Origin of the sequence: Vagococcus lutrae, from assembly GCF_003987555.1 — a bacterium.
GTDB lineage: Bacteria > Bacillota > Bacilli > Lactobacillales > Vagococcaceae > Vagococcus_A > Vagococcus_A lutrae.
In genome coordinates this window covers 120,977-141,076 of the sequence record NZ_NGJW01000002.1, presented here as the reverse complement: position 1 = coordinate 141,076, position 20,100 = coordinate 120,977, and the positions used below count along the sequence as shown (strand labels likewise).

The 20,100-nt window shown below is 39.4% G+C and carries 17 protein-coding genes; 9 read left to right on the top strand and 8 right to left on the bottom strand.

Annotated elements, in window-relative coordinates:
* Positions 1-2 precede the first annotated feature (2 nt).
* The 8 genes from CBF33_RS02365 to CBF33_RS02330 form a co-directional block, all read right to left on the bottom strand.
* On the bottom strand, positions 3-1,088 hold the full coding sequence (locus tag CBF33_RS02365) for a phosphomevalonate kinase (RefSeq protein WP_126761245.1): 1,086 nt from the start codon (positions 1,086-1,088) through the stop codon (positions 3-5).
* Positions 1,085-2,086, bottom strand: coding sequence for a diphosphomevalonate decarboxylase (gene mvaD / locus CBF33_RS02360; RefSeq protein ID WP_126761243.1), 1,002 nt, complete (start codon positions 2,084-2,086; stop codon positions 1,085-1,087). Before mvaD ends, CBF33_RS02365 begins: the two co-directional genes overlap by 4 nt.
* Positions 2,076-3,020, bottom strand: coding sequence for a mevalonate kinase (gene mvk / locus CBF33_RS02355; protein ID WP_126761241.1), 945 nt, complete (start codon positions 3,018-3,020; stop codon positions 2,076-2,078). The genes mvaD and mvk overlap by 11 nt, the downstream gene beginning before the upstream one ends.
* Before the next feature lie 20 nt (positions 3,021-3,040).
* Entirely contained in the window at positions 3,041-4,393 is a 1,353-nt protein-coding gene (locus tag CBF33_RS02350; RefSeq protein WP_126761239.1) for a tripartite tricarboxylate transporter permease, read from the bottom strand.
* Entirely contained in the window at positions 4,390-4,629 is a 240-nt protein-coding gene (locus CBF33_RS02345; protein ID WP_038100636.1) for a hypothetical protein, read from the bottom strand. Before CBF33_RS02345 ends, CBF33_RS02350 begins: the two co-directional genes overlap by 4 nt.
* 91 nt (positions 4,630-4,720) lie before the next feature.
* Positions 4,721-6,004, bottom strand: a complete 1,284-nt coding sequence (locus tag CBF33_RS02340; protein WP_126761237.1) for a hydroxymethylglutaryl-CoA reductase, degradative — start codon at positions 6,002-6,004, stop codon at positions 4,721-4,723.
* 3 nt (positions 6,005-6,007) lie between these two features.
* Positions 6,008-7,186 carry a hydroxymethylglutaryl-CoA synthase gene (locus CBF33_RS02335; protein ID WP_126761235.1) on the bottom strand — a complete coding sequence of 393 codons (1,179 nt, stop codon included), beginning with the start codon at positions 7,184-7,186 and terminating at the stop codon, positions 6,008-6,010.
* A gap of 162 nt (positions 7,187-7,348) precedes the next feature.
* Positions 7,349-8,104, bottom strand: a complete 756-nt coding sequence (locus CBF33_RS02330; protein ID WP_126761233.1) for a peptidylprolyl isomerase — start codon at positions 8,102-8,104, stop codon at positions 7,349-7,351.
* Between the two features lie 173 nt (positions 8,105-8,277).
* Between CBF33_RS02330 and CBF33_RS02325 the strand changes: the two genes are divergently transcribed.
* From CBF33_RS02325 to obgE, 9 genes are all read left to right on the top strand, one after another.
* The gene (locus CBF33_RS02325) at positions 8,278-9,369 is read left to right on the top strand and encodes a DUF871 domain-containing protein (RefSeq protein ID WP_023606285.1); all 1,092 of its coding nucleotides are present in this window, start codon (positions 8,278-8,280) and stop codon (positions 9,367-9,369) included.
* A 121-nt stretch (positions 9,370-9,490) separates the two neighbouring features.
* Positions 9,491-11,248: a sigma 54-interacting transcriptional regulator gene (locus tag CBF33_RS02320; protein ID WP_126761231.1), complete on the top strand. Its 1,758-nt coding sequence runs from the start codon at positions 9,491-9,493 to the stop codon at positions 11,246-11,248.
* A 143-nt stretch (positions 11,249-11,391) separates the two neighbouring features.
* The gene (locus CBF33_RS02315; RefSeq protein WP_126761229.1) at positions 11,392-12,573 is read left to right on the top strand and encodes an iron-containing alcohol dehydrogenase; all 1,182 of its coding nucleotides are present in this window, start codon (positions 11,392-11,394) and stop codon (positions 12,571-12,573) included.
* Between the two features lie 16 nt (positions 12,574-12,589).
* A complete protein-coding gene (locus tag CBF33_RS02310; RefSeq protein WP_126761227.1) occupies positions 12,590-14,035 on the top strand; it encodes a CoA-acylating methylmalonate-semialdehyde dehydrogenase in 1,446 nt (481 codons plus the stop codon).
* A gap of 197 nt (positions 14,036-14,232) precedes the next feature.
* Positions 14,233-14,817 (top strand): phosphate propanoyltransferase, encoded by a 585-nt coding sequence (gene pduL, locus CBF33_RS02305; RefSeq protein WP_126761225.1) that lies wholly within the window; start codon positions 14,233-14,235, stop codon positions 14,815-14,817.
* A gap of 24 nt (positions 14,818-14,841) precedes the next feature.
* A complete protein-coding gene (locus tag CBF33_RS02300; protein ID WP_023606280.1) occupies positions 14,842-16,152 on the top strand; it encodes an aldehyde dehydrogenase in 1,311 nt (436 codons plus the stop codon).
* 72 nt (positions 16,153-16,224) lie between these two features.
* Positions 16,225-17,403: an acetate/propionate family kinase gene (locus CBF33_RS02295; protein ID WP_126761223.1), complete on the top strand. Its 1,179-nt coding sequence runs from the start codon at positions 16,225-16,227 to the stop codon at positions 17,401-17,403.
* An 11-nt stretch (positions 17,404-17,414) separates the two neighbouring features.
* Positions 17,415-18,575, top strand: a complete 1,161-nt coding sequence (locus CBF33_RS02290; protein WP_280530229.1) for an iron-containing alcohol dehydrogenase — start codon at positions 17,415-17,417, stop codon at positions 18,573-18,575.
* A gap of 209 nt (positions 18,576-18,784) precedes the next feature.
* On the top strand, positions 18,785-20,092 hold the full coding sequence (obgE, locus tag CBF33_RS02285) for a GTPase ObgE (RefSeq protein ID WP_023606277.1): 1,308 nt from the start codon (positions 18,785-18,787) through the stop codon (positions 20,090-20,092).
* Positions 20,093-20,100: the final 8 nt, after the last annotated feature.

Here is a 20,100-nt window from a genome sequence, read left to right as displayed (position 1 = left end):
TTTCATAAAGGAGTATACTCCCGTTCTTCATGAACTGCTAGTGGAAGAGGTATGATGTGATTATCTTTCCAACTGGCAAAAAGTTCACGTGTATCAATTTTTTCATCAATAATGACAATCCCACAGTCGCCGCCACCTGCTCCAGATGATTTAGCAGCGCCACCCATGTCTTCTGCCGATTCACAAAGATTGTAAAGGCTAAGTGTTTCGATATGAACGCCACTGCTTTTACCTAAGTCTTGTAACAAACGTCGATTGGCACGAATGCCTCGTTGTATGCCAGTTAAATCTTGTATTTTAAAGGCGTCAATCATACTTTGGACGACTTGACGACTATCAGCTAAAAAATGACGATAGTAAATCGAAATTTCATCTTTTTCTTCGTTTAAACGGTCGACAAGATGGGTGGTTGAAGCAGGAGAACCCGTCCAACCAATTAATAAGGATAGGTTTTCAGGGGGAGTCAATGCTTCAATGGCTAGTTTCGGCCAAGTTGCTTCTAAGAGCGTCAAAATGGGCACAGTGACTAATTTTTCTCGAACCCAATCGCGATCAAAGCATGAGTAAGCAATCCATCCGCCATATGTACTTGCAGCTAAATCGCCAAACGAGCCATTACTATTGATTGCTAAATGGGCTAATGCTGCTAATTTATAAATTAGTTCATTATCATAAGGGACTTGATAAAACTTTAAAAGTGCTTTGATAGTTGCCACGGTAACGGCGCCACTAGAACCCAGACCGTATTTTCGACCATCTTTATTGTCTAGGTCACTTTGAATTTCAATATCAAAGAAGGTGACCTTTTTGCCTAGCGCGACAGCGTATTTTTCGGTAATCGTCATTGCTTGTACAACATAGGCAAAAGGATTTTCTCGTTCATCGATAAATACTTTTCCGTTTCGTCTTGTCCATGGAATAGGGAAGTGGTTGGTTAAACTTGAGCGAATACTTCCTTGCGTATCTGTTTTTGTCAATTTGACGGTAATATACTGATTTAGCGCGATAAGTATCGCAGGTTGCCCAGGTTCTAAAACAGCATATTCCCCTGCAATATAAAGTTTACCGGGTGCACTCGCTTCTATCATGGCAACCATCCTTTCGTATTCTCTTCAAGTAGATGAGCTCCAGGTCCGACGGTGGATATAATCGACGGTGTAGATGGAAAGCGGTCATCTAGTAATTCTTTTATTTTTTGACTGTCTGAGTAGCGACATAAAACTTTGACGTTTGGGCCAGCATCCATTGTAAAATAACAAGGCAGTCCATAAGATTCTCTAATTTCTCGAACGCGATTTAAAACACTTACTGTTAAAGGTTCCCAATAACTAAAAGGAGGGATGGCGCCAAGCATGGTGCCGTGCATCTTCATACCGTTTGCTTCAGTAATTTCTCCCATTCGGATGAAATCTTTATCTTTAATGGCTTCTTTAATAGCGATTAAATCAGACTTAGCTGATTCAATCCAAGCAGGGTAGAAAGCAGAGGTTTCAACAGTCCGTTGCATGCCTTCACGACTTGATAGTGTTTTTTGCTTGGTATTGACAGGTACAGTAATCATCGCGATATCCCAATCGGCATTATCAATAGGAATCGCCTGACTACTTTCACTATCGGTTCCCATATCCCACTCGACAAATCCGCCAAATAAGCTACGCGTTGCACTACCAGAACCTTGTCTTACGAAAGTTGATAGTTGGCCGAGTGGCATGTTTAAACCGAGTAAATGGTTTAAAGATAGACCAAGCGCCGCATAGGCTGAAGCAGACGAAGCTAATCCTGCTGCAGTAGGGACGTGGTTATGACTTTCGATTTGTATCGGCTGTTCTATTCCAGCCTGTTCACGAAAGAGATTTAAAAAGCGCTGAACTTTTTTTAACTCAGCGTCGGATTGTTTCACGCCATTTAAAAAGAAGAGATCACTCTCTTCATCTTCTAAAAATGTTGTTCTCGTATCAGTATAAAATTCATTTAAGGTTAAGGAAAGACTACTATTGGTAGGTAAAAATAGTCTTTGATCACGTTTCCCCCAGTATTTAATTAAGGCAATATTAGTATGGGCACGCGCGGTTATACTAGTTTTCATCTATTGTTTCACTCATTTCATAGAGCCAAGTTTGATAGGCTCCAGCTTTTTTCAATGCGTTAGCAATGATAGTGGCATCTTGTTGATTTTTAGCGAGTGCAATCATACAACCGCCACGGCCACCACCCGTTAGTTTAGCACCGTATGCATTATTTTTCAATGAAACTTCTACTAATTCATTAAGCAGTGCATTGGAGACACCCAGTTTATCTAGTAGTCGATGAGCTTTTGTCATGTTTTTACCTAATAAAGCAGGTTCGTCTTCTTGCATATAGTGTTGACTCTCGCTCGTCAAACTTCCTAATTCACGAATCATTTGTTGATAGTGAGCACCATTTTCTCCTTGGATTTTCTCAGCAATACTTGCGACAGCCGCTTTTGTTTGACCCGTCACACCTGTATCAGCAACAACTAATACCGCACTCATTGCCAATGTGAAAGGAAGTGGTGCTTTGCCTTTTGTATAAGTATACGGTTGTGAGCTACTGGTCATTAAAGCATCTAGCCCACTGGGATTACCGTGAGCGATTTTTTCAGCAATATTGACGATTTCTAACAATGTGCTTTTTTCAAGTGGCACTTGGAAGTAGTCATAAAGCGCTCGAACGGTAGCAACCGCAACGGCAGCACTTGACCCCATGCCTCTTTCAGCGGGGATAGTACTTTCAATGATGATTTTAACTGTTTCGTCCTGCCCGAGCCGTTCTAAAGTAACGTCAATCGCTTTATGTAAGCTTTCTAATAACTCTGGCATTTCTAAAACCAGCCCTTTATAAAAATCACATTCTATAAACAATTCGTCATGTGATGTCACATGAACGTGGATGTGTGTTGCAGGAAAAGGAATGGCAATAGAAGGCTCACCATAAACAACTGCGTGTTCTCCCATTAAAATAATCTTGCCGTTGGCTTGACCAAACCCAAGTGCTTTCATACTGTAACCTCCAAAATGATTTAACTAAATAATTGTAAAAGAGCAGGTGCTGCATACAGAGTCATAAACTGCACGCCGTAATTTACACCTAAACGATTTAATGTACCGGATGTAATCCCAATCAGTAAAATACCAAACAAGTTTAACAGTCCAGCATCCATATAGCCAAGTAAGAGTATTAATGAAATAAATAACCCTAAAATTGCTTCATGCGGTATTTTTTGTAAAACAAAAGTGGTAATAGGCGCTGCTAGACGCATAGCGACGATATAGACGATACTAATGGCTAGCAGACTACCGATTGCAAAAGCTAGCATCAGTTGTGGAGACGTTAGCACAGATTTTATCGTTTGTTGTTGACTAATATCAAACACAGGTGGGGCATTAAAAAATGCTGCTCCCGGACCAATAGCAGAGGGCGATAAAGGAATCCCCAATGCAATCATACTAATCATTAAGCCAGAGAGATAGGTACTCTGTGCTAAAGCACTCATAGTTACAATACTCGTTTCCGCTTTTTTAATCGGATTTTTTTCTTTTTTACCAGCTAGTTCGCCAAAAAGAATAGTTAGCCCGACAGGACTTAGAACGAACAAAAAGTTTGCAATAAAACTAGCACCCACACTACTAATCAACTCGCTTTTTGATAGGACGTTGAAAGGACTTAAACTTTCATTTTTAATCGCAGGAATATATGTAGGTGGGATTGTTTCAATGATTTCTTGTTCACGTTTTTCTTTATTAAAGAGAGATAGTAGTGTTAAGAGTAGAGGCGCCACGGTAATACCTAAAAAGAAAGAGGTGGTAATATTCTTTTCGAGTGGCACGATACCTAACTCCCAGTAAACTTGCCGTAACCCCTGAAAAAGAAGTGCTAGTGGCACGATACTTAAAACGGAGATAATTTTACTACTACTTAAAAGAGCTAAAAATAATGCCCCACCGATGAAAAACCAACTGGCGTTATCTTTTAAAAAATCAACATAGGGCATGATTAATTTTGAAATAGTTAAACTGGTGGGCAATGCTACCAATACTCCGATTAGACTTCCGACTGCACCTTTTTTGATTGCGATTGCGGTACGTCCTTCTTTTTTCAACATTAATGAATGTTCGACAATCGGAGAAGACATTACGCCACCGGGCAAGCCAACGATAAGAGTTGGCATTAAATTCATTAAACCTAGTGTAACGAAAGACGCAACGAAGAAAGTCAGTGCGACGATTGGATTAATTCCAGATAAAATTACTGCCATAGAGATGGGAAGTAGCACGGAAGTTTCATCTGTGCCAGGTATAAAACCGATAAAAATATATAAGACAATGGCAAGCAATGCTGCTAGCACCATTTGACCTAATATAAGCAAACTCATAAGGAATCCTCCTGTTTTTCTCCAATAATAACGATACGCTTAGGTTTTATTAAAAATGTATTTAAAAGAAAGCCGATAACGGCACCGGCTAAGCCAAAAAATAATTGCTGAGTCGTATTGGTATCATTGGCAAGAAAGTATCCGAGTAGGGTAGGAATACTTGCAAGGATAAATGCTTTGATTAAATCATTTACGCCGACAAAATCTTGCCAGACACTAATCCATTGTTTTTTCACAATATAGCCTCCTTCAGTTTTGACGCCATTATATTGAGTGTAACGCAACTTTTTCAATTATAGAACAGCTCGTTCATATTTTAAACTTTTTTTATGATTTATTCCTTAATTCGCTTAAAATCGCTTTTGCTTGTTCTTGGTTATATGTTTTAAGAGCCGTTAACTTAGCGGCCACTTGTTGAATCTCGTTATCTTTTGCCCCAACAGTAATTGCTAGTGATTGTGCATGTAAGCGCATGTGTCCTTTTTGAATACCGTCGGTTACTAGTGCGCGTAAAGCAGCAAAGTTTTGTGCCAATCCAATGGCAGCGGCAATTTCTGACCACTGATACGCGTGTGTGACATTTGCGATTTCTTGAGCGACTTTAGCTGTCGGTATAACATTGATTGCGCCACCTACTGCTCCTAATAATAAAGGTAAGGTTATTTCGCCTTCGAGGGCTTCGTCACTTAGTTGCCATTTTGTTAAACTTTGATAGCGACCATTTTTAGCCGCATGAGCATGAATACTAGCATTTGCTGCGCGTGTATCATTGCCAGAAGCAAGTACTACGGCTTCAACACCATTCATAATCCCTTTATTATGTGTCACAGCACGATAAGGGTCTAAGTTAGCATATTGGGTTGCTAAGACAATTTTCTTGGCTAAGTCTTTTCCTTTTTCGGTGTCAGATTGACCTAATAGGATAAAAGGAAGTGTGATTTTTGCCGTAGTACAAGCATGTTGATTGTGATTACTTAAAATGCTCATTAACGCTTGTGTCTCAAATTTACTTTCTAAGTAGGGTGTTATTCCTTCTAAAATAGTATTGATAATATTTGCGCCCATTGCCTCTTGAACGTCAACGTGAACATAAAAAGTAACAAATGAGGGCGTGTCATTCTCATCTTCTATAATAGTCGTCTCAATGTGACTTAACCCACCGCCGCGTTTTACGATAGAAGGATGTGCTTCTTTAGCGAGCGTCTTGATAGCTGCTAAGTCGCTTGAGGACAAAGGTAAATGGTTCGCAATTGTTGACGAGTAGGTAAAGATAATTTGACCTGTCAGTAATCGTTCAGAGGTATGAGTGATGACACCACCTGCTTGGTTGAAAATTTTTGCCGCATGATTGGCAGCTGCTACTACGGAAGGCTCTTCTGTAACCATTGGCACGATAACGTCTTGATGATTAATCGAAATATGGTTGACCACACCGAGCGGTAAACTAAACTGTCCGATTTGATTTTCAATTAAATGATTAGCGACATCCTCTGTTAACGCTGGCTGTTCAGTAAGGATTCGGGCACTTTCTGTCGAAAGAACCTGTTGATGGACTAGCTCATCACGACGCTCTTGTGGTGTTAATTGATAAAATTTTCGTTTATCTGTCATTTTTTATTGCTCCACTTTGTCATAAATTTGATAGATACGGCGATGCTGATCCATCGCGGCTAATTGTATCACTGCTTTATCCTGAGGGTGTGATAGTGCGACAGAGCTTCCGTCTTCTGGTAACGATTCTAAAAATGTTGTTTCATATTCTTCTATCGTTAATGGATAGCGCTGGCTTAGCATTTTCTCATGGTCAGATGTGTAAAGGTGGTGGCGATAGTTTTCTACTAGTTCTCCTGTAAAGAACTCCGCCACGGAACCTGACCCGTAACTAAAGAACCCGATAGTCTCTCCTGCATTTAAACTCTCATCTAAATCGAGTAAGGAGGCAAACCCTAAGTAAAGTGAGCCTGTGTAAATATTCCCAATTTGGCGTGTGTACTGAACACTTTTTTCATAACGTGTTAGTAATCGGTTAGTTGTGTCACTTTCTTCATCTAAAATAGTAGTGAGTGCTTTTTTGCCCATTTTAGAATAAGGAAGATGGAAACAGACAGCAGCTAGTGCATCTAAAGTGGTATGATGACGGCGTTGATGTTCATTCCAAGTTTTTTGAAAAGCGTCGATATAAGCTTGGTTGGAATATTTTCCATCGACTAACGCATTTTTAGCGTAGTTAGGACGCCAAAAATCAAAATTATGAAAGGTGTAAGGAACAGAGTCGTTGTTTAAAGTCAAAACTCGTGGGTTTTGACTTATAATCATTGCGACGGCGCCAGCTCCCTGTGTGACTTCTCCAGCAGTTCCTAGTCCATATCGAGCGATGTCAGATGCGACAACTAAAACTTTACGGTCGGGATGATTACTCACGTAGTCATAAGCCATCATAATACCAGCAGTTCCGCTATAACAAGCTTGTTTGACTTCGATTGCTCGTGCGAAAGGTTGAATTGCTAATAAGTCGTGCAAATAAGTCGCACCCGATTTAGAATAGTCAGTTCCAGACTCGGTTGCTAAAATAATCATATCAATTTCACTCGCATTTCTAGCGTTAATGAGTGGAAATGCGGCATTGGCTGCCATTGAAACGGTATCCTGTGTGATAGGATTAATGCCCATTCGGTCCTGTCCGATACCAATCGTGTATTTATCTGGGTCTACTTGACGTGCTTTCGCTAAATCTTTTAAATCGAGGTAAAGAGAGGGAGTATAAACGTGTAGTTGATCAATCCCTATTTTCATATTAAATTCCTACTTTCTAACATAATATAAACATGTTTTATATATACGTTAGAAGTTTATCAGAAAACCAACGATAAAGGAAGAAAACGCTCAAACCTTAATTTTAAATTAAACAACAAAGAAAACTAGCTCACTTGTTTCTTTCAAGTGAGCTAGTTTGGTTTATTTTTTCGGTATATCTTTTAAAATTTCAATTTTTTTAATCGTCACGTCTTCGACAGGACGGTCTGTTTTGGCATCTGTTTCTGTTTCAGCAATCTTGTCAACCACATCCATGCCTTCAATAACTTGACCAAAGACCGTGTGACTCGATGGGCTACCTTCAAATGCGTAGTCTAGATAAAAGGCCCCTCCATTTTTATAGGCGTCAATAATTGCTTGCGGATATTCATCCGTTAATAAACCGTCTGATTGATCATCGTGATTTTGAACGATGAAAAATTGACTGCCGTTTGTATCAGGACCAGAGTTCGCCATTGAGAGTGCGCCTCTTAAATTATACAATTCATGATTTAACTCATCTTCAAAAGGCTCTCCCCAGATACTTTCACCGCCAGTACCTGTTCCTTTTGGGTCACCGCCTTGAATCATAAAGTTATCAATTACGCGATGGAAAATTAATCCATCGTAGTAACCTTCTTTAGCATGTGTTACAAAGTTTTCGACTGTTTTTGGCGCGTATTTCGGGAATAATTTAATTTTAATCGTCCCCATAGAAGTTTCCATTGCGACTAAAGCTTCATCTTCAGCGACTTCTTCAGATAACTGAGGTAGCGTTAATGATTTAAAATCCACGACTTTTGCTGTTTCTGATGTCGCGGTTTGTTCGTTTTTTGAAGAATCTGTTTGATTTTGACAAGCGGCAAGTGTCAATCCGCATAAGCCAATGACTGCAGCTGTTAACCATTTTTTTCTCATATAAAATAACCTTCTTTCTCTCATCATGATACATCATAATTCTATCATACCAATTATCATAACAAATTCATGAAAAATGTGAAAGAATTTAATAAAATAAACATCCGTTTTCTCGACTAATCTGAAAACGGTGTTATAATAGACCTATCGTTTAAATTTAGGAGGAATTACCCATGGGAAAATTAGGTATTTCATTATACCCAGAGCGTTCAACTTTAGAGAAAGATAAAGCGTATTTAGATTTAGCACATAAATACGGTTTTAAACGTGTGTTTACAAGTTTGTTACAAATTACAGATGACAAAGAAAAAGTGCTAAAAGAGTTTAAAGATGTCATTGATTATGCCAATCAATTAGATTTTGAAGTAATGGTTGATATTAACCCGGGTTTATTTGATCAACTAGGCATTTCGTATGATGATTTATCATTTTTCCATGAATTAGGAGCAGATGGTGTCCGTTTAGATATTGGGATGACAGGTCAGGAAGAAGCTAAAATGACACGTAATCCATATAACTTAAAAATTGAAATCAACATGAGTACAGGTACTAGCTATGTTGACAATATTATGAGCTATTCACCTAATACTCAAAACCTTTTAGGTTCACATAACTTCTATCCGCACCGTTATTCAGGTTTAGGTTACGATCATTTTGTCTTTTGCTCTGAAAAATTTAGAAACTATAATCTAAATACAATGGCTTTTGTTAACTCTCAAGCAGCGACATTTGGACCTTGGCCAACACAAGATGGTTTATGTACATTAGAAGACCATCGCGAACTGGATATTGCGACACAAGTCAAACACCTTGTTTTAACAGGTTTAATTGATGATATTATTATCGGAAATGCGTATGCTTCCGAAGCGGAATTAAAAGCTATGTCCGAAGCTTTCTTTGCAGATTTTCCTACTATTAAAGTGGATGTGCATGAGGGAATCACAGAAAATGAGCGTGTGTGTCTGTTTGATAACTTACATAGCTATCGAGGAGATCGTTCTGAATACATGATGCGTTCCACGATGACTCGTGTCTACTATAAAGACCGTGAATTTCCACCACATAATACTGTTGATATTAAAAAAGGTGACGTCTTAATTGATAATGTTGAATTCGGTCAATATAAAGGTGAAACACAAATTGCCTTGAAAGAGATGAAGAATGACGGTCGAGTGAACGTGGTAGGAAAAATTAGTGAGGATGAATTATTCTTACTTGACTTCTTACAACCATGGTCAAGCTTTAAATTAATTGAAAATAAATAACATCGTTCAATTAGCCAGTAAATGATTACTGGCTTTTTTTTATTGGTTAAAGCTAATTATTTTAAAGCGTTTACTTTGTTATATTATATGGTATTCTTTATTTGATAGAGTAAGTTTAGGAATGAGTGAGAAAGAGGGCGTTTCCATGCAACCAATTATTAATGCAGATCCTGTCAGTAAGTGGATGACTAAAAATGTGATTACCGTTTATCAGGATCAGTCCGTTCAGCAAGCTATTCAAATACTAGAAAATCAAACAATTTTTGGTTTACCTGTGGTGAATGAGTTAAAGGAGTATCAAGGGTTAGTTTCCAAAACCGTTTTAATGAATTACTTTAACGAAGAAAGTTTATTTCATAAAAATGTATCAGAAATCATGCTTGTCAATGCTAAAACAGTGTTACCACAGACAACGATTAAAGAAGCCTCCGAAATGATAGAAGGCTGTCTACCAGTAGTTGACAAAGATGGAATATTACAAGGAATCATTACGCGTACTGATATTATTCGCTCTAATACTTATCAGCTCGAGCGAGCACGTCAAAAAATTGACTATTCTGAAACCTTAAAACAAGTTTTGGAATCAGCGTATGAAGGAATTGTTGTCGTCAATCGACAAGGCTACATTCAAGAAATTAATGAGTCATACTGTCGTTTAATTGATATGACCCGTGAGGAAGTAATTGGAAGACATGTGGCGGATGTGATTGAAAACACTCGACTACATATTATCGCGAAAACTGGGAAAGAAGAGCGTGGGTATATTCAACGTATACGTGGACACGAGCTGATTGTTCATCGTATTCCTATTTTCAAAAATCAACGGGCTGACGGTGCAATCGGAATGTTAGTTTTTCAAGATGTTTTAGAACTGAACCGTATATTAGATAATTTAACCGTTCAACAAAATGAACAGGAACCGGACGTGGTGCTAGAAGCAACGAAAGACCATGTTTTTCAAAAAGTATTAGGAAAATCACCCGCCATTCAAGAGACAAAACGCCAAGCTATACGAGCGGCTCAGACAACGGCAACGGTTTTTATTTCAGGCGAAAGTGGGACGGGAAAGGAAGTTTTCGCACGAGCCATTCACGACATGAGTCCAGTAGCTGATGGGAAGTTTGTGACAGTAAACTGCTCTGCCATACCAGAATCACTCATGGAATCAGAATTATTTGGTTATGAAGAAGGAGCATTTACAGATGCGAAAAAGGGTGGTAAGGTTGGAAAGTTTGAAATGGCTGATAATGGCACGATTTTTTTAGATGAAATCGGAGATATGCCGTATACACTTCAAGCGAAACTTTTACGCGTTCTTCAAGAACAAACGATTGAAAAAGTGGGCTCTGCTTTGCCTAAGCAAGTCAAAGTTCGTGTGATTGCTGCCACTCACCGAGATATTAAACAAATGGTGAAGGAAGGTACTTTTAGAGAGGATTTATATTATCGTATTCATGTTATCCCGTTAAAATTGCCGTCATTAAAAGAACGACGACAAGATATCCCGTTATTTATTGATTTTCATTTAAAAAGAGTAGCCCATGAATATGGTTTGCCGATGAAACATCTCACACATGAAGCGATGGAGAAACTTGTCGCGTATAATTGGCCCGGAAACGTGCGTCAGTTGATTAATGTGTGTGAAACGATGGTTGTTTTAACAGAAGGTAATAAAATTACCACGGCAGACTTACCTGCTGATATTTTAGAGGAAGAAAAAGAATGGTCGCATCTTACTCCGATGGAACAAAACGAGCGTGATTTGATTATTGATATGTTGAAGCAAACAAATGGCAATAAATCCGAAGCGGCAAAATTACTTGGTATTCAACGAGGAACGCTCTACCAAAAACTTTCAAAATATGACATTTCCTCATAAGTGTCTGTTTATCATACGCTAAGTGTTCGTTATTAGAACGCTTAGCGTATTTGTTTTTGTTTTAACCGTGATATCGCTTACTTTTAAAGTTGGCATGTAACTTGCTCATAGTAAGACAGAAAATGAGTAAGGAGGAAAGAAAGATGAATCAAATAGCAAAATTTGAGATGCCAGCTCACGTTTATTACGGTGAAGGCGCTCTTGACCATCTCGGCACATTGACGGCTGAGTTAGGGAAAAAAGCTTTAATCGTTAGTGATGAAATGATGGAGCAAATCGGTCATGTAGACCGCGTTGTCCATTTATTAGAAGACGAAGGGGTCACAGCAGCGTTATATCTCGGAGCTAATACTGAACCGACCGATGATTTTGTGGCGGATGCTTTGGCAATCTATCAAAGCGAAGCTTGTGATTGTATCGTGTCTATTGGCGGCGGAAGTTGTTTAGATACGGCAAAGGCAGTTGCAATGGTTGCGACTAACGGCGGAAATATCAATGAATACGGCATGAAACGCCGCGATATTCTTGCACCGTCAGTGCCAATGGTTTTAATCCCAACAACAGCTGGTACTGGGTCAGAAGCAACAGATGTGACAGTGATTACGAACACGAAAGAAAATATTAAGATGATGATCAAGCATCATGCTTTCTTGCCGACTGTTGCGCTAGTCGATCCTATGTTGACGATGACCGCACCAAAACATGTCACAGCAGCCACAGCGATTGATGCATTATGTCATGCCATGGAATCATTGATTTCAAAAAAAGCACAGCCTATGACAGAAATCTTTTCAACCCATGCGATTGAAGCGATTATGTCGAATATCGAAGAAGTGTATCACAATGGTGACAATGTTCAAGCGCGACAAGAAGTGTCATTAGCAGCGTTACAAGCAGGCATTGCATTTTCAAATGCTTCCGTGACATTGGTTCACGGGATGAGTCGTCCGATGGGAGCGATGTTCCATGTACCACATGGTGTATCGAATGCGATGTTACTTCCGGCAGTTTTAGAGTTTACTCGCGAAGAATGTGAACCTTCACTTGCTAAAGTAGCAAAAGTCGTTTTACAAGAAACTAATGGGATGAGTCAATCTCAATTAGTCGACGAATTGATTAAAGAAATTAAACGACTCTGCCACGTATTAGAAATTCCTAACATGCATGATTGGGGTATTGATGAAAAGGCCTTTGAAGCGGCGTTAGATAAAATGGCAACGGATGCCCTTGATAGTGGTAGTCCCGCTAATAATCCTCGTGTCCCAAGTCACGCAGAAGTCGTTGATTTATACCGCACGTGTTTCCGATATGATTTTTCAAAATAAAAAAGGAGAATAGAAGATGACAAAACAATTAAAAAACTTTATCAATGGTGAATGGGTAACAGCAAAATCAACAGTCTATGAAGACGTTCCAAATCCAGCGACAGGTGAGATTTTAGCTCAAGTGCCACTTTCTAACGAAGATGACTTTCAACTAGCAGTAGATGCAGCAGATGAAGCATTTAAAACATGGAGTAAAACGCCTGTCCCTAGACGTGCGCGCTTAATGTTTAAATTCCAACAATTGTTAGTAAAACACTGGGATGAATTAGCAGAAATTATTACGATTGAAAATGGAAAGAGTTTTTCAGAAGCACGCGGTGAAGTCCAGCGTGGAATTGAAAACGTGGAATTTGCTTCTGGTGTGCCAACGTTGATGATGGGTGACACGCTACCTGATATTGCAACAGGTGTTGAATCTAGTATGTTCCGCTATCCATTAGGGATTGTTGGGGGAATTACACCATTTAACTTCCCGATGATGGTGCCGGCATGGATGTTCCCAATGGCGCTTGCAACGGGTAATACATTTATCTTAAAGCCATCTGAAAGAACACCTTTATTAGCAAATCGCTTGGCTGAATTAACCGTTGAAGCTGGCTTCCCTAAAGGTATCTTTAATATTGTTCATGGGGCACATGATGTTGTCAACCAAATCTTAACGCATGAACAAGTAAAAGCTGTGTCGTTTGTCGGTTCAGAACCTGTTGCAAAATATGTGTATCAAACAGCGGCAGCACATGGTAAACGTGTTCAAGCGCTAGCCGGTGCCAAAAACCATTCGATTGTACTTCCAGATGCCGATTTAGACTTAACCGTTCGTAATATTACAAGTGCGGCCTTTGGTTCAGCAGGAGAGCGCTGTATGGCGGCGGCTGTCGTTGTCGCAGTTGGAGATGTAGCAGATGAATTAGTAGAGCGTCTGAAAAAAGCAGCTGACGACATAAAAGTGGGAAATGGTTTAGAAGAAAATGTCTTTTTAGGCCCGGTTATTCGAGAATCTCATAAGGAAAAAACACTCGGTTATATTAAATCTGGAGAAGAATCAGGAGCTACTCTTGTAAGAGATGGCCGTTTAGATGCTCATGTCGATGAATCAGGTTACTTTGTCGGTGCAACTATCTTTGATCATGTCAATACTGATATGAAGATTTGGCAAGAAGAAATCTTTGCTCCTGTTCTCTCTATCGTGCGTGTTGAAACACTAGAAGAAGCGATTGCTCTAACGAATCAGTCTGAGTTTGCTAACGGTGCATGTTTGTATACTGACAGCGCAAAAGCCATTCGTCACTTCCGCGACAATATTGATGCAGGTATGTTAGGCATTAACTTGGGTGTGCCAGCTCCAATGGCTTTCTTCCCATTCTCTGGTTACAAAAAATCATTCTATGGCGACTTACATGCAAATGGTAAAGATGGTGTTCATTTCTATACACGTAAAAAAGTAGTAACAGCTATGTATTAATTCTTTGTGAAAGCAAGTGTCTAATAATCATGACAAGTGTTGTCTGAAAAACAGACAGCATTTGTCTAGCTTTTAAAGATATAATGAAAAGGCTTACTTTGAAAAGTTGATGTATCAGTTTTGTTGAATTTCACAAAGTTGGCACGAGAGTTGCTTATATAAAAGTGAGAACAAATGAGAAAGAGGTGATACGTATTATGTTAAACCCTACGCCAATTCCAATCGGTATTTCTAATCGGCATATTCATCTGTCAGAAGCAGATTATCAAACACTGTTTCCAAATACCGAAGTGAGTGTTCGCAATTGGCTGAAACAACCGGGAGTCTTCGCAGCAGATCAACTCGTAACACTTGTCGGTCCAAAAGGCCAGATTGAACGCGTCCGACTTTTAGCACCATTTAGAAAAGAAACACAGGTCGAAGTATCGTTAACTGATGCTCGCGCGCTTGGAATTAACGTACCCATCGCGATGTCTGGTGATTTAAGCAAAGCCAGTGATATTACTGTTAAAACGGAAGAAGGGGAAATTGTCGTCAAAGGTGCAATCGCAGCTAAGCGACATATTCACATGAATCCTGAAGAAGCCACGAGTTTAAATGTTGTCGACCATGAAGAAGTTCAAGTTTCACTAGGTTCCGATGATCGTCGTACGATTTATGACGATGTGATTGTCCGAGTTTCACCCGATTTTGTTTTAGAGATGCATATTGATACTGATGAGGCAAACGCCGCAGGTATCACCCCACAAAGTACAGGCATTATTATTAAAAAAAATAAATAAAACAAACGATAAGGAGAATGAACGATGAGTAAAGGAATTTTTAAAACAGTTGATGAGGCAATTAAAGCAGCAAAGGTAGCAGAGGATAAATTTATTCATGAACCAATTGCGACACGTGTAAAAGCGATTGAAGCGATGAAAGATGGTTTCCGTCCTTATTTAGATCAAATGGCTAAAGAAACACATGAAGAAACAGGTATGGGAACGGTAGAAGCAAAATTAGCGAAATTAAATAATGCTATTTACAATACACCAGGACCAGAAATTTTAATGCCCGATGTTGAAACAGGTGACGGCGGTATGATTATGTATGAATATGCACCGTACGGCGTAATTGGCGCAGTCACACCAAGTACGAACCCTGCTGAAACTGTTATCTCAAATGCGATTAAATTCCTAGCTGGTGGTAACACAGTATACTTCAGTGTTCACCCAGGTGCTAAAAAAATCTCTCGTTGGGCTGTTGAAAAATGTAATGAATTTATCTATGAGGCAACAGGCTATGAAAACTTAGTTGTGTCAATCGAGCAGCCTTCACTAGAAGCAGTTGACCAAATGATGACACATCCATTAATTGACGCTTTAGTTGTCACAGGCGGACCAGTTCTAGTTAAACAAGCTATGGAAAGTGGTAAGAAAGCGTTCGGAGCAGGCGAAGGTAACGTACCAGCAATGGTTGATGCGACGGCTGATATTGAGTTAGCTGGTAAAAATATTGCTGAAAGTGCAGCGTTTGATAACAACATTTTATGTACATCAGAAAAAAGCTGTTTAGTAGAGAAAGCTGTTAAAGATCAATTAATCGAAGAAATGCAAAAACATAAAGCATTACTATTAACTGATCAAAAAGATATTGATAAATTAGTTAACTTAACAGTAGACGGTAACAAACCAGCTCGTCCTTACATCGGTAAAGATGCAACATTTATCTTAGATGAAGCGGGAATTGACTACGAAGGTAAACCAGAATTAATTATCTTAGAAGCGAAAAAAGATCATCCGTTCGTTGTGATTGAAATGTTAATGCCAATTCTAGCAGTGGTAACGGTTGAAGATTTTGAAGACTTATTAAAAGTTGGTTTAGAAGTAGAGCGTAACTGTCGTCATACAGCAACGATTCACTCTCAAAACCTTGTTCACATGAACCGTGCAGCACATGTGATGAACACATCAATTTTTGTTGTAAATGGTCCTTCTTCAGCTGGTACAGGAGTAGGTGACACGGGTGCATCAGCTCTTACTATTTGTACAGCAACAGGTGAAGGAACAACGACTGCTAAAACATTTACAAGAAGACGTCGTTTGAACGCTTTAGAAGGTTTCTCAATCAGATAAACCAACATCAGAATAGGCTTTCATTTGGAAGTCTATTCTGACTTATTGAATAGATGGATGGAGAGAATCAAGATGTCAAAAAAAATTATGGCAATTAATTCAGGGAGCTCGTCTTTAAAATTTAAATTGTTTGAAATGCCCAGCGAAACTGTCATGCTAGAAGGTCAATTTGAACGAATTGGAGAACAGACGAGTCAATTTTCATATAAATATCAAGGTGAAAAAACAATCAAGAAACACCCCGTATATAATCATCGTGAAGCGGTTGAATGGTTGATGCGTGAAATGGTGGATGTTGGTATATTGGATAGTCTAGAAGATATTGAAGGGATTGGACACCGGATTTCTCATGGTGGGACATACTATAAAGGCGCCACACTTATTGATGAAACAGTTATGGAACGAATAGGTGAATTAGGTACCTTATCCCCACTCCATAATCCTGTTAATCTAATTGGAATTAAAGCTTTTCGTGATGTTTTACCAATGATTCCGTCAGTCGCTATTTTTGATACATCTTTTAGTCATACAATTACACCAGACAAACACGTTTATGCAATTCCTTATCATTTTTATGAAGAATATGGGATTAAGCGCTATGGTTTTCACGGCATTAGCCATCAGTATATTGCAGAACAATTGCCGCAGTATGTGGCAGAAGAAAAGCTAGGCCGCGTCATTTCTTGCCATTTAGGAAGTGGGGGAAGTTTATCAGCTTTAAGTCACGGTAAGACGATTAATAACTCAATGGGCTTTACACCATTGGCAGGTATCGTAATGGGGACGCGTTCAGGAGATGTGGATCCTCAAATCTTACCTTATATCGCTGAGAAAACCGGAAAAGACGTGTTTGAAATAAAGGAAATGTTAAATAAAGAGTCAGGTTTATTAGGTATCTCAAAGTTATCCAACGATTGTCGCGATGTGGAAGAGGCTGCTTTTGCAGGAAATCAACAAGCGCAATTGGCACTTGATGTGTATATCCAAAGTATTTGCAAGTATATTGGTAGCTATCTAGTAGATTTAGGGGGGCTAGATACGCTCGTCTTTACGGCAGGTATTGGAGAACACTCGGGTTATATTCGGACGGAAGTCTGTAAACGTTTAGCGTTTTTAGGACTTAAAATTGATGAAGACAAAAATCAAAAAAATGAAACATATATCCATCATCCAACTTCTCAGGTTGACGTGATTGTCATTCCGACGGATGAAGAAATTATTATTGCCCGTGAAGTATTCAGAAAAATATAAGAAGGAGCGTTATAATGAGATATTATGATTATTTTTTACCTAATGTAAACTTTTTTGGACCGAAATCAGTAGAGGTAACGGGTGAACGTGTTGCGTTACTTGGCATGAAAAAAGCGTTAATCGTTACGGATAAATTTTTACGAGGATTAGAAAATGGCCCGGTGGCACAAGTGGTCGCGTCATTAGAAGCACAACAAATTGACTATGCTTTTTACGATGGGGTTGAGCCTAATCCGAAAATTGCAAACTGTCATTCTGGTCATGAAATTTATGAAGCAGAAAAATGTGATGGTATTATTACAGTAGGGGGCGGATCGGCTCATGACTGTGGTAAAGGAATCGGAATCGTTGCGACACATGATGAAGATTTAACAGAATTAGCTGGTATCGATACCTTAACTAATCCACTACCACCAATCGTAGCAGTCAATACAACAGCTGGAACAGCGAGTGAAGTGACACGTCACTGTGTGTTAACAAACACTGAAACAAAATTAAAATTCGTCATTGTCAGCTGGCGTAACGTTCCATTAGTCTCAATCAATGATCCTTTATTAATGATTGGGATTCCACCTGCTCTAACAGCAGCGACAGGTATGGATGCTTTAACACATGCGGTAGAAGCGTATGTATCTAAAAATGCCAACCCTGTGACAGATGCTGCTGCTATTCAAGCGATGAAATTAATCAGTAAAAACTTACGTCAAGCAGTAGCCAATGGTGAAAACGTAGAAGCTCGTGAAAATATGGCGTATGCTTCACTGTTAGCAGGTATGGCATTTAACAATGCGGATTTAGGTTATGTTCATGCAATGGCTCATCAATTAGGTGGACAATACGATATGCCTCATGGTGTTGCTAATGCTATTCTTTTACCAACTGTGGAAGAATATAACATGATTTCTAATCCTCAACGTTTTGCTGATATTGCAGAATTCTTAGGCGAAAATATTGACGGCTTATCAACACGTGAAGCAGCTGAAAAAGCTATCTCTGCACTTCGTACGCTAGCTACTGATGTTGGTATCCCAGCGACTTTAGAAGAGATGGGCGTTAAGAAAGAAGACTTTGAATTAATGGCAGAAAATGCCTTACGCGACGGAAATGCTTTCAGTAATCCTCGTCAAGGTAACAAACAAGATATTATCGACATGTTTGAAAAAGCTTTTTAAAAAATAGAAAAAATAATTCATTTATAATATCGCTAATTATAATGACCAAACGGGAAGAGAAACATCTTTTCCCGTTTTTTTGTGATGTTATGTCAGGATGTGGTTTAAAATGATGCGTAATACGTGAATGAAAGGAATTTAATTGGACAAACCGTTGAATTCCCTATAAAATGAGTAAGAGATTTCAATAAGATTAGGAGGACACATATATGTCCATGTTTTTAGATCAAGTAACCATTGACGTAAAAGCCGGAAAAGGCGGCGATGGTATGGTTGCATTTAGAAGAGAAAAGTATGTGCCGGATGGCGGCCCTGCCGGTGGTGACGGTGGTCGTGGTGGCGATGTTATATTTGTAGTTGATGAAGGATTACGAACATTGATGGATTTTCGTTTTAACAAACATTTCCGTGCGAAGCCAGGTGAAAATGGTATGCGTAAAGGAATGCACGGAAGAGGAGCGGATGATTTAATCGTGCCAATCCCTCCGGGTACAACCATTCGTGAAGCTGAAACAGGTAGATTGCTAGGAGATTTAGTGGAGCATGGCGAGCAATTAGTGGTGGCTAAAGGTGGCCGTGGTGGTCGTGGTAACATTCGTTTTGCGACACCAAGTAACCCCGCTCCAGAAATATCTGAAAATGGAGAACCTGGAGAAGAATTTCGCTTGGAACTAGAATTAAAAGTTTTAGCAGACGTAGGATTGGTCGGCTTTCCTTCTGTTGGAAAATCGACGTTGCTTTCAATCGTATCAAAAGCAAAACCTAAAATTGGGGACTACCACTTTACAACACTTGCGCCAAACTTGGGTATGGTGACTGTGAAGGACGGTCGTAGTTTTGCTATGGCTGATTTACCCGGATTAATTGAAGGTGCCTCTCAAGGCGTTGGTTTAGGAACACAGTTTTTACGCCATATTGAACGCACACGTGTTATTTTACATGTGATTGATATGAGTGCGATGGAAGGTCGCGACCCGTTTGAAGATTATTTAGCGATTAACCAGGAGTTAGAAGCGCACAACTTACGCTTACTAGAACGTCCTCAAATTATCGTGGCGAATAAGATGGATATGCCAGATGCTGAAGAGAATTTAGTCGCCTTTAAAAAAGAATTGGCAGCCTACCATGACGGCGACATGCCTATCGTTTTTGCGATATCAGGTGTGACGCATCAAGGCGTTGAAGCACTTTTACAGAAAACAGCAGATTTAATCGAATCAACACCTGAATTCCCACTTTACGATGAGGAAGAGCAAGTCGAAGAAAGTGTGACGTATGAATTCAAACCAAATGAGCGTGAATTTGATGTGACACGTGATCCAGACGGTACATGGGTGCTTTCTGGTGAAAAACTTGAAAAACTATTTGTAATGACAAACTTCGACCGCGATGAGAGTGTCATGCGTTTTGCAAGACAGTTACGTGGGATGGGTGTCGATGAAGAGTTACGCTTACGTGGTGCAGTTGACGGTGACCTCGTTCGAATAGAAGAGTTTGTATTTGAATTTGTTGATTAGTTGAAAAT